The 16,337-nt window shown below is 55.0% G+C and carries 10 protein-coding genes; 3 read left to right on the top strand and 7 right to left on the bottom strand.

Annotated features, from left to right (window positions below):
* Positions 1-55: 55 nt before the first annotated feature.
* On the bottom strand, positions 56-1,105 hold the full coding sequence (locus BCY88_RS31115; protein ID WP_120347988.1) for a sugar ABC transporter substrate-binding protein: 1,050 nt from the start codon (positions 1,103-1,105) through the stop codon (positions 56-58).
* Between the two features lie 1,075 nt (positions 1,106-2,180).
* On the opposite strand from BCY88_RS31115, the gene BCY88_RS31095 reads away from it, so the two are divergent.
* Complete coding sequence (locus BCY88_RS31095) at positions 2,181-2,492, top strand: hypothetical protein (protein ID WP_147408580.1); 312 nt, start codon at positions 2,181-2,183, stop codon at positions 2,490-2,492.
* Between the two features lie 99 nt (positions 2,493-2,591).
* Positions 2,592-4,139 (top strand): methyl-accepting chemotaxis protein, encoded by a 1,548-nt coding sequence (locus tag BCY88_RS40735; protein ID WP_120347984.1) that lies wholly within the window; start codon positions 2,592-2,594, stop codon positions 4,137-4,139.
* Between the two features lie 48 nt (positions 4,140-4,187).
* Here BCY88_RS40735 and BCY88_RS31085 read toward each other — a convergent pair whose 3' ends face one another.
* From BCY88_RS31085 to BCY88_RS31065, 5 genes are all read right to left on the bottom strand, one after another.
* Entirely contained in the window at positions 4,188-4,469 is a 282-nt protein-coding gene (locus tag BCY88_RS31085; RefSeq protein ID WP_120347983.1) for a hypothetical protein, read from the bottom strand.
* 13 nt (positions 4,470-4,482) lie between these two features.
* The gene (locus BCY88_RS31080; protein WP_120347982.1) at positions 4,483-6,195 is read right to left on the bottom strand and encodes a methyl-accepting chemotaxis protein; all 1,713 of its coding nucleotides are present in this window, start codon (positions 6,193-6,195) and stop codon (positions 4,483-4,485) included.
* A 632-nt stretch (positions 6,196-6,827) separates the two neighbouring features.
* On the bottom strand, positions 6,828-8,639 hold the full coding sequence (locus BCY88_RS31075) for a multicopper oxidase family protein (RefSeq protein WP_120347981.1): 1,812 nt from the start codon (positions 8,637-8,639) through the stop codon (positions 6,828-6,830).
* A gap of 63 nt (positions 8,640-8,702) precedes the next feature.
* Positions 8,703-9,635 (bottom strand): peptidylprolyl isomerase, encoded by a 933-nt coding sequence (locus BCY88_RS31070; protein WP_120347980.1) that lies wholly within the window; start codon positions 9,633-9,635, stop codon positions 8,703-8,705.
* Between the two features lie 220 nt (positions 9,636-9,855).
* The gene (locus tag BCY88_RS31065) at positions 9,856-11,877 is read right to left on the bottom strand and encodes an alkaline phosphatase family protein (RefSeq protein WP_404935751.1); all 2,022 of its coding nucleotides are present in this window, start codon (positions 11,875-11,877) and stop codon (positions 9,856-9,858) included.
* Between the two features lie 654 nt (positions 11,878-12,531).
* On the opposite strand from BCY88_RS31065, the gene BCY88_RS39660 reads away from it, so the two are divergent.
* Positions 12,532-12,756, top strand: a complete 225-nt coding sequence (locus BCY88_RS39660) for a hypothetical protein (RefSeq protein WP_147408578.1) — start codon at positions 12,532-12,534, stop codon at positions 12,754-12,756.
* Between the two features lie 384 nt (positions 12,757-13,140).
* On the opposite strand, the gene BCY88_RS39655 is transcribed toward BCY88_RS39660, so the two are convergent.
* Positions 13,141-15,696 carry a right-handed parallel beta-helix repeat-containing protein gene (locus tag BCY88_RS39655; protein WP_147408577.1) on the bottom strand — a complete coding sequence of 852 codons (2,556 nt, stop codon included), beginning with the start codon at positions 15,694-15,696 and terminating at the stop codon, positions 13,141-13,143.
* Between the last annotated feature and the right edge of the window lie 641 nt (positions 15,697-16,337).

The raw sequence follows: 16,337 nt of genomic DNA, 5'->3' as shown, positions 1-16,337 counted from the left end.
CGCGCTTCGACGACCGGGATGTTTCCGGTACTCATCGTCATGCTTATCCTTGTGCTCACTTGATCGTATTGCCCCACAGCGACGTGTCGTCCACGTTCGACTTCGTCACGAGAGGTGCGGGCAGCTGGTCTTCGAGAATGCCGGGCGACAGCTGGATGATGTTGCTGCCGTGATCCGTCGCACCGGGCTTGAAGGTCTGCCCCGCAAGCGCCGCCTTGATGTAGTACAGGCCGTACTTCGCATACAGGTCCGCCGGCTGGGACATGGTTGCGTCGATATCGCCGCGGCGGATTGCATCGAACTCCTGAGGAATGCCGTCGTTGCTGACGATCACAATGTGCTTCGGATCGCCCGCGCTGAAGAGCATCTGTTTGCGACGCAGCGTCTGCAGCGTCGGTGCCAGGTACACACCCCCCGCCTGCATATAGATCGCCTTCACGTCAGGGTTCGCGGTCAGCAGCGTATCGAGCGCGGTCGCCGCCACATCGCCCTTCCAGCCCGCCGGAATCTCGAGCAGCGACAGCCCCGGATATTTCTTCAGGCAGGCGCGAAATGCTTCGGACCGGTCGCGCCCGTTCACCGACGCCAGATCGCCCATGATCTGCACGACCTTGCCCGATTTCACATGGGCGCCGATGTAGTCGCACGCCTTTGAGCCGTATGCGCGATTGTCCGCACGCACGACCATCGCCACCTTGCCCTGGGTCGGCGCCACGTCCACCGCGACCACCGGCACGTTCTTCGCAGCGGCCGCGTCCAGCGCGCGGCTGATCGCCGCCGAATCCAGCGGACCGACGACGATGCCCTTGGCCCCCAGGTTCAGCAGGCTGTTCATGTCGGTGATCTGCTGGGCCGGGTCGCCGTTCGAGTTCACCGGCGCCAGGATGGCAAGCCCCATCTCTTTCGCATACGTGGGCAGGTAGTTGTTGTACGACTGCCAGAACGGCGACGTGAGCAGCGGCAGATCCAGCCCGATCCGGCCCGCTTCGTCCGCGTGGGCAGGTGTACCGAAGCCCGCGCCCAGACTGAAGGCAGCGAGGCTCGCGATGGAAATGGTGTGGCGCACGAAACGACGGGCCGTGGCTAGCCCCTTGATGAACGTCATTGATCTGGTCTCCTGGTTATCTGCCTGTTTGATCTGTTCCGGCGATCGGAACGGGACGTGACGACTACCGGACACGGGATTAAGTTTACCCGTGAACATATTATTCTTATATGAACAACGCTAAGTCAAGTGACATAACGGAGAACAACTGGCGGGACTTTCCCTGGCGCCGCTCGATACAGACGCGCTTCCGGCAATGCAGCGCTTTACCGACTCAGCAGAGCAGTCGTGTCACCTTGCGGTGTACAACCCGGCAATCTGCACGTGATCGCACAGGCCGACGGACTTGGGGCGCAGGGAATCTCAGTTCGGTTTCCACACAAACCTAATGCAATGTACTGCTAAGTACTTGATCGTCTGTCGTCACCTTGCCCAAAACCTTCTTATCTTCAATCGGTAAGCATATCCCTACAGTAAATTCAGCCAACCCTGCCTCTAATCTCCTTGCAGAAATCGAAGCACGCGGCCGTATACCCATATAGCTCGTTAGCTTTTTTGCATACTAGCCCGTGGCTTTGAGCGTTTTACAGCCAGAACTCTACTCGACACCCGTTCTTCGACCGAATCGACATGGCCTCTTTTGCACAAACCGCCAGTTTCAAGATCAACCCCACGTTCAGTGCATGTGTCACGCTCATGACTTCACTCGGTGCGTTTGATAAATCTGGGTTGTCCACACCCAGTTCGCACGTCATCGATGCGTATACCGGCAACGCAATCCTGCTCACCGAACGATCGGAGTTTCGCGAGGGACATTGCGAACATTAGCCTCCAGTTGAAACGCATGTCGTTGTTTCACGATCAAGGAAAATCAAACTCCGCGGTGGACTCAATACATCGTGACCAGGAGCACATCCATAAAGACCGCTATCCGGACGGCCTATCCAGCGACGGCAAGCACAAGATCGCCGAGAGGATCAAGCGTGATTTACCCCCTCTTGCTGACAGATCAGACGCCGCAGCGTGATACAGCGAATGCAGACCAGCAAGTTTTCTGATTGAGGAATGCACGATGTTCAGGATATTCAAAATGTGGGCCGGTCGCCCAGCGAGTGCGCCCCAACCAGCTCCGCCAGTGCAAGCACCACCCGGCCTGACCGCTCAAGCTGAACAGCTGAGCGACGATATGTTGCTCGATCTGGTCGCCATCCTGTCAAAAGCAAACGGCATGGGTGTGGTCCAGCACGGTGCGCGCCTTGCCGTGATGAGCGAGTTGCTGGTTTCCGTATTGACACACCTGCCGGACACGATGCGGGCAGATATTGTCAAGTCGTTCCGCGACAGGATTGAAAATCTGATGTCCCTGGGTGACGACCGGTGCTTACACGAAAAATACCACGCGGCTCTCTTGACCGAAGTCAACCGTTACCTGAACGCGCTTCGATAGCCGGCCCGTCGCGTCAACCGGATCGAATTTTCACAAAATAAACGGCTGGAATCCAGGCTGATTTTTTATGATTGACGATAGTTGCTGTGAGGAATAACCATGAAAATTAAAGATCTGCCAATCGGCATACGTCTTGGACTCGGCCTTGTCATTGTATTATTTTTTGCGACAATTTCTTCCAGCATCGGGCTGTGGCGCCTGACCGAAGTTGCCGCGAAAACGCGAGCAATGATGCAGGAACCGCTAACGAAGGAGCGGATGGCAGAAGAGTGGTATCACATTACCTTTGCCGGACTAAAGCGTCAGCTGGCAATCGCAAAAAGTAACGATCCGGCACTAGTGGATTTTTTTGCAGCGGATGCCAAGGCGTCTAGCGCCAGAATTGATGTTATTCAAAAGTATATTGAAGCGCACCTCATGACAGAACGAGAGACAGCGCTATTTCAGGCGGCCAGCGCGGCTCGCAAGCGATACCTTAATAACCGCGACCTTCTGATGGCGGCCAAGAAAGAAGGACGAAATGACGACGTGGCAAAATTGTTTGAACAATTCACGCCTTTGTCGGAAGCCTATAAAAAAGCAGAACTTGATTTCCTTGATTATCAAAAGGGAACTGTAAACGATTTAAGCAAGGATGTTGAAGGCATCGCCGAAAGCAGCAAGACGCTTGTCTTGTCGCTGATTGCCTTGTTCGTTACCCTGGGCGGGCTGTTTGCATGGTCTTTGACTCGTAGCATTACCGGGCCAATCGCGTATGCCTTGACCGTGACCCGACGCGTGGCCAACCGCGACCTCAGCGCTGCGATAGAGATAAGATCCAACGACGAAACAGGGCAACTGATGCAGATGTTGAAGGACATGAACGGCAGCTTGCTGACGGTCGTCAACGAAGTGCGAACCAGCACTGATTCCATCGTTACCGCATCGAACCAGATCGCCACCGGCAATCTGGATCTGTCCTCGCGTACCGAAGCGCAAGCCAGTGCACTGGAAGAAACGGCGACATCAATGGAGGAACTCACCAATACCGTCAAGCAGAATGCCGATCATGCGCGCCGGGCCAACGGCCTGGCGGTCTCTGCCTCCGAAGATGCTGTCAAGGGCGGTGCGGTGGTGTCGCAAGTAGTCCAAACCATGGGCTCTATCAATGAATCATCGAGGAAAATTGTCGACATCATCGGCGTGATCGACGGCATTGCGTTTCAGACCAATATCCTGGCCCTGAACGCAGCGGTAGAAGCGGCCCGCGCCGGCGAACAGGGGCGCGGCTTTGCGGTAGTGGCGGCAGAAGTGCGCAATCTGGCACAACGTTCAGCTGCCGCGGCCAGGGAAATTAAATCCTTGATTGTCGATTCCGTGCAGCGAATCGATGCCGGTGCCAAACTGGTCGACCAGGCCGGCGCTACCATGCAGGAGATCATGGAAAGTGTCAGGAGCGTGACCGACATCATGGCTGAAATTACTGCCGCAAGTCAGAGCCAGTCCGCGGGCATTGAACAAGTCAATCAAGCGATTTCTCAGATGGAGCAGACCACACAACAAAATGCTGCTTTGGTAGAAGAGGCAGCCGCTGCGGCCACTTCTATGCAAGACCAAGCCCGCAATCTGGGGCAAGTTGTCAGGATGTTCAAACTCAGTGAGGTCTAGGCAGATCTTGGGGAGGTCGTTTCGAAACCGTGATGGTTGCACGTGACGTTACTTCCCATTCAAGGCCTCCAGTATGCTGTTGGTCATTTTTAGCAAGGCAGTCAGATGTTCCGGCGGCACAGGATACTCGTCCATCAACGACAGCACTTCGTCCATGCCTTGTCGAAATGAATGACTAACCAAGGCACTCTGAGAAGACGTCAGGTAAGGCAAAACGGCGTCAAGAAATTTAGTGAGGACAATTGATCGTGCCCCAACCACGGATATTGTATTGGTGTTTTGAACTGCCAATTTTTTCGCGAGATCAAGAAGCTCGTCGACATTGCTCATTTTTCACATCCTCTCAGAAAGTTTGACCGTCTGCACCGACAGCATCCGATCCGGCGTAGATGACTGGTTGAGCATTAACGATGGTCCTGGGTTTCACGGGCACTGCCTTTTCCGCCATTGTTGCTCGCGGCAACACCTGGGCTGAACTCTTTGCAATCGAGTGGCCCTGCGTGTGCGATCCTGTATCGGCGAGTTTGAACACCGAGATCGCTTCTTTCAGACTGGTTGCCTGTTCTTCGAGCGATTGAGTGGCAGCCGCAGCCTGTTCTACGAGCTCCGCGTTCTGCTGCGTCACCTCATCCATCTGGCCCACCGCCTGATTGATCTGTTCAATGCCATGGCTTTGTTCTTCGGAGGCCGCGGCGATTTCCCCGACGATATCCGACACACGTTTGATGGCCCGCTTGACGTCATCCATCGTCTCGCCGACCTCCACAGCCTGCTTCGCACCATCCTTCACCGTAGCGACTGATGACTCAATCAGCCCCTTGATCTCCTTTGCGGCGGTCGACGAGCGTTGAGCCAGACTGCGTACCTCGCTGGCTACCACCGCGAATCCTCGCCCTTGTCCACCAGCACGAGCTGCTTCAACGGCTGCATTCAGCGCGAGAATGTTCGTCTGGAAAGCTATGCCTTCAATCACACTGGTAATTTCGGAAATCTTGCTCGAGCTCTGGGTGATCTTCCCCATCGTCCAGATCATGGCCTGAACCGCTTCGTTACCGCTATCGGCCATACCGGTGGCTTGCGTCGCCATCGCATTGGCCTGGCGAGCATTGTCGGCATTCTGTTTTACCGTCTCGGTCAGTTGAGTCATGCTTGCCGCCGTTTCTTCAAGGGAAGCAGCCTGCTCTTCGGTGCGCGCCGACAGGTCGGTGTTGCCGCTCGCGATTTCGCGCGACGCCACAGCAACTGACTCGGTCGAGACTCGAACTGATCCCAGTGCTTCTGAAACCCGCGTCATAAGTGTGTTGAAGGCGGTCACCGTCTGTCCAAGTTCATCCATGCGGTTCACCGGCGCACGCCGGCTGAGATTCAAGGAGTCGCTCGTATCTTGCAGGGCCGTTTGCAAGCCACGCAGACTCAGGCGGATATGGTCGAGCGATCGTAGTGCCATGAATCCGGCGGCGAGTAAAATCGAGAGTATTCCGATCACGAAAGCGAGAACGGACGCTCTATACGCTGACTCATTGCCGCTGCGAAATTCACTTGCGAGCTTCATGTCGTAATTAACATGAGCAGCCAGGCCAGCACGCAATTTCCTGCTTGCGATATCCAGTGGACCGCCTCCAAAGAGTGCCTTTCTTGCGACTTCCATGTCGCCGGAACGGGAGGTTTCCATGAATTTCGATGTGGCCGCTTCATAGGCCGCCAGATTTTCCTTATCGTCCTCAGTGAGCTTCCGCTCTACTTCATCCAATACGTCGTTCCTCGAATATCTTGCGATCAGATCCTCAAGACTCTTCTTTCCTTCTGCAACGGCCGCCTCGATGTCAGTTTTTCCAGAGAGATCGGAGGTCATTGCGTGGCGATAGAGAAGTATCCGGATATCCGCAATGTTCGCTGCAACACCATTCATGCCTTCTATGGCTGGAAGTATTTTCGTATAGAAGTTCTCGAAGCGGGACTGTGACTGACCTAGCTGCCATAGTCCGTAGGCTCCGGAAGCGACCAGCGCCGCGGCAAAGATAGAAAACGTTAAGGCCAATCGGGTCACGATTCGCATAGTTGTGCTCTACATGTTGTAGCGGGGGCGTTAGCCGGGATGGAGCATGCTTGCCAACCGTTATTACCACTGCCAGGAACAGAGTCTTTTTCCAGGCATGCCTCGCTACATGCCGGAATCGGCCCGCACTTCGTAGTGATCCGCATGCGAGTATTCGAAGAAAAAAAAGCGCCGTGCGAGCACGACGCTGAGAAGATTCTGGTTAGAGGACTGCTATGCCAGAATCTGAGAGCGCTTATTTCAGATCGAATCCTCGCCAGCGCCATTGCAGAAAACTGTTTGAGCAACTCAGCCCCAACAGTACGCCAGTGCGATATCGATCACCCCGAATATTGCAAATACAATTTCACCAGTATAATTAATCAATATTTATGAATGATGAAACTTAATTGTTCTTTCCTGAACCACATTATCTGAATGCCATGTATCAACATAGCTCTCTAGATTCTCTGTGCGAATTTTAAAGTAAAAATGAGAGACCAGGTAAGCAAAAACGTTTACGGGACGGACGCCTACAACAGAATAGGGAAATCCTTAATCCGATTGATCGCGCAGGTAAACCGTGGTGACGGTCCTGCCCGATTACATTGGAATAGCGAGTTCTCCCGATCAAAATGACGTCTGAATCAGTATCAACCCGGCGTTGCGTTTGATCCCGTTGGGGATCGTTGTGACTTAGCATGACGTGGCAAAACCCGTATCGTTCCCATCATGCCGCCGTCCTCGTGCTCCAGCAGGTGGCAGTGATAGACGAATGTCCCCACCGTGTTCGGATCCCGGAAGTCCATGCGCAGACGCACGCTGGGGTAGCTCAACATCTGTTGCTTAAAGTACGGTACGTTGACGGTGTCCCTCATGAACGGCTCGGCAATCGGCCTACCCGACACGTCCATGACCAGAAAATGGATCTGATGGATGTGGAAAGCATGCAATTCGCTCGACCTGTTCTCGATGATCCAGTCCTCCACATCACCCTGCTTCACCTCGATATTCGGCATGCCGTCATGGGGATCAAAGACCTTGGGCTTCTGGCCATCCACCGTGAGGTAGAACTCGGTCGGGCTATTCGGATCGTTCGGGTCGGACGGCTTCTCCGAGAAAAAAAGCCTTCTGGTACGCACCGGCGTTACCTGTCGCAGCGGCGGAAGACTGACGGCCGAAAGCACCTCATGCGCCTTCGGCAGGATCGATGCCGGCGCCGTGGCGCCCGCATCGGCAACGACCATGGCGAGCGCGCGGTTGGGATCGTTCTCGCCGACAGGACCCGTATCTACCGTTCGAGTCACAAGGAGCCCCGCCTTTCCGGAGGGCGGCCCATTCATGATGAACTCGACCCTGGCGCCAGGCGGGATGCCGACCTGATCGACCCAGAGCGCACTCGGCTGGGACTTGCCGTCGCTCAATTCGGGAACGCCGTCAACGGCCACGATGCCCAGCTTCTGAGGTTGGCGCTGGACCAGCAGCGCCAGATTCAGGTAGGTGACGGATGATGCATTCAGCACGCGCCACAACTGGCGCTCATCCGGCTTCATCCTGATCACGGCCGGCTTGTAGTCCGGATAGGCCACCGGGACGAAATTGACCGACAGATCCTTCGACGGCTTACCAAAGCCGGTACCGTTGTTGACCGCATCGCCGTCGCTTTCGACCAGCGACCTGGACATCACGGGTTCCGATCTGGCGGGCATGGCCTTCGGGTTCAGAAGCTCCTGGTCACGGATTACCAGCACCCGCTCGGGCAAGCCTGCAACCTCTGGCATGGCATGTTCGATACCTTCGACGATGAGCGCACCGGAAGCGCCGCCCTGCACTTGCTCGCTGCTAAAGCCGTGCATATGCGGGTGGTACCAATACAGGCCCGGGGGCTCGTCCCTAGGTATCTGAAAACTGTATTCGAAGGCCTTATCGCCGGGCTGTATCGACGTCTTGAGAACATCGTCCTGATGACACACAGGCGGCACGGTCAACCCATGGAAATGGATATTGGTGGACGTGGCGGACATCACGCCGCTGTCGCATGGATTGCTTTCTTTTGCGGGTTTGGCAGTACAGATACTTTTATTGAGGAGCGGTTGCAGGCCGGTGGAACCTGGCTGGTCTGCAGTCAACTCATTCTTGAGATGGAGAACGAGGCGGTCGCCGGGACGCACGCGCAGAGTCGGCGATTGACGGCCGTCGGGCAAGAGGTAGCAATAGTGGGACGTGCCGTCCTTTTGACGAACGTTGCGAATCGCCAGGTCCAGCTTCAACACACCGTTATGGCTGCGTAAGTCAGGGGGTTCAGGCACGACACTTCCCACGGCCGGCCGGGAACAGGGGTCCATCGGCCAGCCCTGGGCAAGAACAGGCTGGGAAGCCGCCTGCCACCCGATAAAAGAACACAGGCCGACCAGCACCAGGCATGCCATGAGCCGGGTCGCAATTCGCAAGAGTTTTGTGGACATGCTTTGCCTGGAAAAACACCTGGGCCGCTGAGGATAGCGGCCCACGCTATCTCGTCAGATTGATCAGGATGCCTTTGCAGGCGGGGAGACTTCGACCTTGGCATTCGCCTTCAGCGTGTCCAGCATCTTTCGCAGGTCCTGCTGGCGCAACTGATCAGTCAGCCCGTCTTTCACCTGCTCCAGCGGTGGCACCGTTTCCACATTGGAACGCACGTCATCCAGCATGATCACGTGGTAGCCGAATTGAGACTTCACAGGCTCCTCGGTGAACTTTCCCTTCTGCAGGTTGGCGATCGCCGCGGCAAAGTCGGGGTCCATACGCTTCGTGTCGAACCAGCCCAGGTCACCTCCCTTGGGTTTGGTAACAGGATCAAGAGACTGCGCAGTGGCAAGCTCACTAAACGAATCAGGATCTTTCTTCAGCCTGGCAATGATGGCCTCGCCGTCTTCCTTCGTCTTCACCAGGATATGACGTGCCCTGTATTGCTTGCCGTTCGCATCAGCCTTCAGCTTGTCGTAAGCGGCATTCAGTTCCGCGTCGCTTACTTTATGATTCTTGAAGTAATCCTTCACGTACGACTGGGCCAGAATAGAAGTTCTCGCCATTTCGAACTGGTCCATAACATCGGGCGACTTGTCCAATCCTTTCTTCACAGCTTCCTGCGAAACGATCACTTGCAGGGTGATGTTGTCGAGAACCCGCTGGCGCGCCGTTGGTTCGTCGTGCTGTGGCGGTTGCTGACGTAACAGCATATCCACTTCACGCTGGCTAATGGGCGAGCCATTGACCGTCACGGCAACCGGCCCTTTGGCATCGTTCACTCTGCCCGCTCCAGCCGTCTTGTCCACATCGTTCTGGGAACACGCTGCCAGCGCCAACAGCACGACCAGGCTTCCAAGTATGGTACTGATATTGATCAACTTCCTTTCCTTTATGAGCGAGCCGACCGGATAAGTCGACTTTCCAGAGAAAGCCACAACAAGGCCACCAATCATCCGCACGAACGCACCTTATCCGGTGTGGTTATCGCAGACCCACTCAAACCGGTGAAGGCGCGTCACGCTCCGATGATTACAGCCTGTCGAGCTACAGCTAACAGCAAGGCATGCAAGTGAGTCTGATCGGAAAAACGGGGTTCGGGCCTTTCGGCCCTCCCCCCATTTCCATTTACTCAGCCTCGCAGGCCGGCCTTCGGTTCAGTCAATAATCAAAACGTCAGGAAGACGAACCAAAGTTGAACATGTCGAACAGATCGTTGATCGATGGTCCATTCGTTGGTACGTAAGCATTCGAACTTGACGGCACCGGATTCGGCAAGTTATCCCGGCTGCGATTGCTGATCGTTGGCAGGCCCCAGTTCCGCTCGATGAACTTCAGCATCGACACGTGATCGGTATAGCTGTGCGACACGTAACCGGGGATCGCGTATTTGGAAACCAGCATGAACGGGATACGGGTACCGTCACCAAAGTAGTCCAGTGCCTGCACGTAGCCCGAATCGTAGTAGCCACCGCCTTCGTCGAAAGTAATGAAGATGGCGGTATTGGCCCACAGCGCCGGATTGGCTTGAACGGCATTGACGATCTTCTTCGAGAAGCCTTCAAACAGATCCAGTTTCGACGAATTCGGATGGCCATCGACCCAGCCGCTAGGCTTGACGAAGGACACGGCAGGCAAGTTACCGCTGCTGATGTCCGCGTACAGATTCGTGGTGTCCTGGATGTGCGCCGCAACCATCGCCGGATTGGCCATGATGGAGGTGTCGTATTGGAACGGGTTGCAGATGTTGCAATACTCGTCACTATTCGCGCCGGGAACGCCCCAGTTCAGCTGATACGGATCGTTGACGTAATTGTTCCACTGGTCGCCGTAGTACTTCCAGCTCACATTGGCCTTGTTCAGGCTATCGCCAATGCTCGGCACCGAGGACGGCGGAATCGTGAACACCGTATTGTTCGAATTGGTGTCGGTGTACGCGTTCTTGCCGTTACCGAAATAGCCGGGGTTGTAGTTGTTCAGCAGATAGTAGTGACCCGCCACGCAATTCGAAGCAACCGGCTTCGGCAGCGAATTCAGGTAGTTCACAATCGGCGCCACACCCGGCTGAGTCGTATCGGCGCAGTTGGAATACGAACCACCACCCGAAGACGCCGACCCGTAACTGCCACCGCCATAGCCATCTTGTGAATACCAGTTATTGGTACCCGCCATTGCGTTCGGATTCTCGATTTCGTCGACGATACCGGCATTGGCCGTGCCCGAAGCCACGGCCACATTGTGCGGAGGCACCTGTGCATTGCCGTTGCCATCACTGAACCAGATCATGTCGCCGTGGCCCAGCATGATGTGGTTCGCGCCCGTCCCGCCGTTGACGGACTGGTGGAAGTTGTCGCTGATTGCGTACGTATCGGCCAGTTCCTTAAAGTAAGGAACATCGCCGTTGGACATGTTATAGAAGCCCAATGCCGCAGAGCCTTCACCCGTGGTAGTCGCGGACGCCGAATACTGCGTGCTGAAGTTCGCAGGCTGAGCCGCGCCGTTCGCGCCAGCGCCCACCGTGACTTCAACCCACGAGAACAGAGCGCCGTCACAACCTGACGGATTGGCCGGCGTGGCGTGGCTGATGTTGCAATCCAGTTGCTGCCACATCTGATAAAAACGGTGAACCGGACTAGCCGAATAAGAGTCGTAGCTCAGCGTAGAGCTGGTCAACTGGTACGGGCCCGCCGGCAACGCATTGACGTTGGGGATACGGGCATCGGGCACCTTGTTGGCCTGGCCCGTACCGCCAGTAAGCAGGTATTGATAGTACGCGGGGTCCAGGCCACTTTCGGTCTGCTGTGCGACCGCCAGGGTGGTGCCGCTCGGGAAATAGCTGGCCTTCGGACCGCCAGTCAGCGGTGCCGGCAGCACGCCGCCCGGCATCTGCGATTGGGGCGGACTCAGCAGGAACGCATCGGACGAGCCGTCGGTCGCGGCTGCCTGATTCGCCTGGCTGAAGTTCGGGCCAGGCGTGCCATCCTGATTGACGATCTGTTGGGACAAGAGGTTTCTGACAGATTGTCCGCTACGAGGCTGATAGGTACCGAACACGTTATCGAAGCTATGATTTTCACCAATGATCACAATCACGTGCTGGATCGGCGTTTTCGGCAGGTATGCCGCGGTCGTCGGCCCCGTCGTCGTCGCCGTGCTGCCAGAACTGGAAGACACGCCACTGCCACAAGCCGCAAGCATCTGAGCTATGGCAAGGACAGACATCCCCAATCCAATTCTTCGCAGATTTTTTGATCTGAAGGTCATTTCTTATTCCCCAAAAGTGCCAGCGCCACTTGAGCGATAGCATGTTTTTATTAGCAGGCGTTTACGCCTCCTTCGATAAAATCAATTTCCCCATGCGGATATATCGCAATATATGCGACTCGCGCGGCATGAGCTTTTTGCCCTTATCTGGCGTGACGGAGTATCAACCGTAAATATTCAACTTTCGTGACATGGCTGGTTAACTTCTTACCATTTCCGCATTATTAAATTCGAAAGTTAATGGAAAGCAATTAGAAAGTTTTTATACTGAAACGAGATTCGATCACCTGCGATTCGGGAAATCCTGACTGGCAATATTCAACAGTCCGGCGTTTCGTTGAACGCCCTGCCCACCGGGGTTTTAGAGTGTCTGGGTGGATCACAATGCCTGCTGATGATGTCCATACCACCTCCCGACCACCCGCGGAGTTGACCCAGTTTCGTTAAACCCGGTCATTACACATCTTCGCCAACTCGAAGAATATGCCTACACCAATTTCAGCCAATCCTTAATCAAAATACCATTCAGTTACTTCGATTGGCGCCGTTAACCGCCAACATTCTCATTAAAAATTATTCGAACACCCCATGCCGCCCTCACCCGCACCAGAATCATTATTCAAAAAAATCAGTCAAATGATCCGTTTGAATATAATTTTTCGAACGCAAAAATCGATCCGCCTTGTGATTGGATTACTTGAAATCCCTCTCTCAGTGGAAATCACAATTTTTTCTGGAATTGGTTTTGGCGCAAACGGGATCGGCGAACCGGCTAAAGGTGCCAGGCCGGGACGAACCGCTGTCCTGCGATGAGCAGGCTGAAGAGGCAAGAAATTCCTGTCGTCATTGAGGACCGGCGGGATCGATGATCCTTAGCCCAACTGAGCCGTGATGCAACCGCATCAAGACGCATCGCTCTCGCCAGGCACCTTGAATCGGCCACACAGACACAGCCTGTGGGTGGCGCGGTTGCGACCCGTGCGCCCCCAACCGCCCCAATTCCGCTGTTTTGGCTGGACCTGTTGATTGTCAACAGGCCCCGCATTCGCACGCTGATCCATAGGCGACATGCCAGCGCACCGCATATCGACGACAACTGCCACGGAACGGCGACCACCATAAGCGGATTTCGTCTCCTTCATCCACTTATCGCACCCGTTCACGTGGCAATGCCTGCCTGCAATATTCCACCGCCAATCACGGCGAGATATTGACCCCGTCCATCGTGGCATAAGTGCCCGATAGCTTGGTAACGATAACAACGTGCTGTCCGCTGGATAAGGTCGGCGATGTAAAGACAGCTACATTTGAATGCCGCCCGGTGGAGGACTGCGTGTTGACGATCTGCTGCGGACCGCCGTCAATCTTCACCCCGATATTTCCCTGATCGGCAGACTGCTCGCCGAAGATCTGAATGGCGGTACCGGTAAATGCCATCATCATGGTGTCGTTATTAGCAGTCGTGTAATGAACATCGTTCTGGTAATCGCCTTCGGACGACCGGTTCGTGGCATAAATCCATGAGCCAAGATACGAGATCTGCTTCGAATCGTCATTGATGCGGCCAGAAGCGCCGATAGTCAGTCCGGCATTACTGAGAATACTGGGAGGAACGTCGCCGAGCCCTGAAATAGTGACATTGCCTGTCGCATGAACATCTACAGGTTGGCTCCAGCATTCCGAGTAGTCATTCACTTTCCCGTCGATATAGTTCCCGGTGATCCAGAAATGCCCAGTGGGATTACAACCACCTTGACTCTTTTTACTGGAATTGTACGCCGCATTGCCTTGCCAATTTATCCACTCCGAACCTGCATCGTCATAAAATGTATAATTTGTATTGTGGCCATTATAGGCCAGATTACCGGTCACCTGCATACCGTGACTCAGCGTTGCAACCGGATCGACGGGATTACCGACATACTGCGCCTGATGTCCTTCGATATAAATCGCAGCACCGTCCTTGAGTGTTTCCATGTAATCGTGCAACAGGTTGTTGCTGATCACATTGTCGGAATTAATATTTACCGCTTCTTCCGGATGCGAAGCAAGATCGACGTGGCCTTGCACCACACCGGCAGTAATGGCCGTATAAGGTACATCGTAAATCAGATTATGGGTAATCGTGGTTTTCTGGCTGAACAGTAATGTGATGCCGCAGGCGGACGGATAATCTGTGCCGATATTGTGAATGACGTTATTGATGACCGTATTACCAGTCATGATCTCATTCACGCCAACAGTATCGTTTGCCACCACCGTCGGATCCGGGGTGCAGTTTTGCTTGATGGCCGCTGCGTCGGCTGAAGTCGTCGGAGTTGGATCATACGTACAACCCAACAGAATCCCGGTCGAAGCGATCGACGTGAATTCGTTCCCCTGAATAAGATTGTTTGAGGCGCCGTACATAAATGCGAGGCCGGCGCCGCCTAAATTGACGAAGCGGTTGCCGCTGAGCGTGATATTGTTCGACGCGCTGAAGCTGACATTCGCCAGCGGCTGCGTCAGTGAGCCCCACGGACACGAACCGGCTGGTGACGAGAAAGTGCACATGCCCTGATTACCACCGGCCATGGTCATCCGCAAATTGCTCTGCACGTCGGCAAACCCGGCGGCGGTGGATGGGTCGTTCCAGGTCGCATAAGAAAACTGCAGGCCGGAAAAGGTCACATCGTGCAGCGGTGCGGTGAGCGAACCCGCCCCCTGAAGAAGGCGTTCCAGCTGGGGAAGCTCCACATCCAGCGCAGCCATCTGCTGACCGGATGCCGGCGCGTAATAAAGCGTGTTCGACGCCGAATCAAGAAACCACTGCCCCTGCCCAATCAGCGCGAGAGCATTCTGCACCAACGACGGCATCGTGCTTGAACTCATTGACGGCAAACTGCCGCTGCTCTGAGAAAATGTTGCCCTATTGGTGACGTTGCCCCAGCAGGGCTGAGCCATCGTCAACTTGCCTTGCGCATAGTTTGCCACTCTGCATCGCGATTCAGTCCAACCCCCATTGCCACCAGGATAAACAAACTCGACACCCGCGACCTGATTTGGACTCAACCTGGAGAACCAAGCCATGGCAGCGCTATCGCTGCTGATGTCATATCCGGTTGCCGAACCTATCCATCCTTTAAAACCAAGCTGTGACACGGACTGTTGAGCCACTGGTGCAGCGGCCCCACCTACGTACAACTGCCGCGTACTGCTCTGTGCCTGGACCGAAGCTGACCATACGCCATTCGTCGCCGTTGCCGTCCAACCCGTGACCTGAACCGCGCCCGAGATTATCGGATGTGCATTCGGCATGGCCGTCCACACCACCGGATGCCCCGGCGCTCCAGAATCCGCGGCTTCGAATTGCCACGTGGCCGGCAGCCTGTAGACGCCATCCTCGAGTTGAACCTGCACATCGGTTGCACCTGCGGACAATTGATTCCGCACCGCTTGCTGCGCTCCACTCAACGAACAAGGCGCACCCTGAGAACAGATCGATCCCGATCCTGATGGACCCGCATAGAGAACCACTGCGCCCGGGATACTGGCCTTCATGCTGGCATTCATCGATTTGGCGCTGGCCTGCGCATCCGTGCCGGAGCTTCCGTCACAAGCGCTGAGCGCCAGGGCAATGCCTGACAATGTCAAAATACTCACTGCCGCGCGGTACACCACGTTCCTTGAAAGAATTCTCACCCTGGTCTCCAAGTATTGATATGAAAATGCTGATGACGATCGCCACGCTTCGATACGTTTGAAAACCGGCATGGCGCTCCACCTTGTTGTCCGCTCGGTGCCTGCCGGCCGGACCGTCCAGGTGCAAGGACGTTGGGCCGACGGTGTCGGACTACCTTCGCGTGCGGATGTTTCTCCGCATCATCGAATTCTGAATGTTCGGACAACTACAAATATGGGAAAGCTGTTTCGATCATGACAATGCGGAAACCAGGATTCGAATTCAACCGATGAACTACTTCAATAAATTTAGTTGTACCAAATCCATATTTGACTACATCAGCCAATTCGCATGATTGTCAAGGGGCCGACGGAAACCGGCGGAGGCGCCCATCCATCGGCCGAAAAGTTTTTCCCCCATCAATGTTAGTAATCCTATATATTTGTCAGATTCATTACTCAACTCTTACAGCACCGTAAAGAACTTGCACTTCGGAAAAACCGCGTGCCGAATCCTCGCCTGAATCCCGGGCTGACGGTATCCAGGTAGCGCGTTGTCAGGGTTGGCCGAGGCATCCGCTTCCAGTGAATTGGCTTCACTTGTGCGACATCGATTGATCGTATCGAGCCCGGGTATAGTGCGATCCACTGACTCACGCAAAAATCGCTAATGAACTAATTATTCATATGTGAGATATCGTCGGTCAAGCGAAGATTGGTAGGTGGTTTCCCGG

It is taken from the genome of Paraburkholderia fungorum (assembly GCF_003610895.1).
Taxonomy (GTDB): Bacteria; Pseudomonadota; Gammaproteobacteria; order Burkholderiales; family Burkholderiaceae; genus Paraburkholderia; species Paraburkholderia fungorum_B.
Note: the sequence above shows the minus strand (reverse complement) of the source record. Positions and strands in the feature narration are given on the sequence as shown.

What these genes read in the sequence shown, in the direction of transcription:
- BCY88_RS31115 (WP_120347988.1), bottom strand. Translation starts at nt 1,105, where the DNA reads ATGACGTTCATCAAGGGGCTAGCCACGGCCCGTCGTTTCGTGCGCCAC.
- BCY88_RS40735 (WP_120347984.1), top strand. Translation starts at nt 2,592, where the DNA reads ATGAAAATTAAAGATCTGCCAATCGGCATACGTCTTGGACTCGGCCTT.
- BCY88_RS31085 (WP_120347983.1), bottom strand. Translation starts at nt 4,469, where the DNA reads ATGAGCAATGTCGACGAGCTTCTTGATCTCGCGAAAAAATTGGCAGTT.
- BCY88_RS31080 (WP_120347982.1), bottom strand. Translation starts at nt 6,195, where the DNA reads ATGCGAATCGTGACCCGATTGGCCTTAACGTTTTCTATCTTTGCCGCG.
- BCY88_RS31075 (WP_120347981.1), bottom strand. Translation starts at nt 8,639, where the DNA reads ATGTCCACAAAACTCTTGCGAATTGCGACCCGGCTCATGGCATGCCTG.
- BCY88_RS31070 (WP_120347980.1), bottom strand. Translation starts at nt 9,635, where the DNA reads ATGATTGGTGGCCTTGTTGTGGCTTTCTCTGGAAAGTCGACTTATCCG.
- BCY88_RS31065 (WP_404935751.1), bottom strand. Translation starts at nt 11,877, where the DNA reads ATGCTTGCGGCTTGTGGCAGTGGCGTGTCTTCCAGTTCTGGCAGCACG.
- BCY88_RS39660 (WP_147408578.1), top strand. Translation starts at nt 12,532, where the DNA reads ATGCCGCCCTCACCCGCACCAGAATCATTATTCAAAAAAATCAGTCAA.
- BCY88_RS39655 (WP_147408577.1), bottom strand. Translation starts at nt 15,696, where the DNA reads ATGCCGGTTTTCAAACGTATCGAAGCGTGGCGATCGTCATCAGCATTT.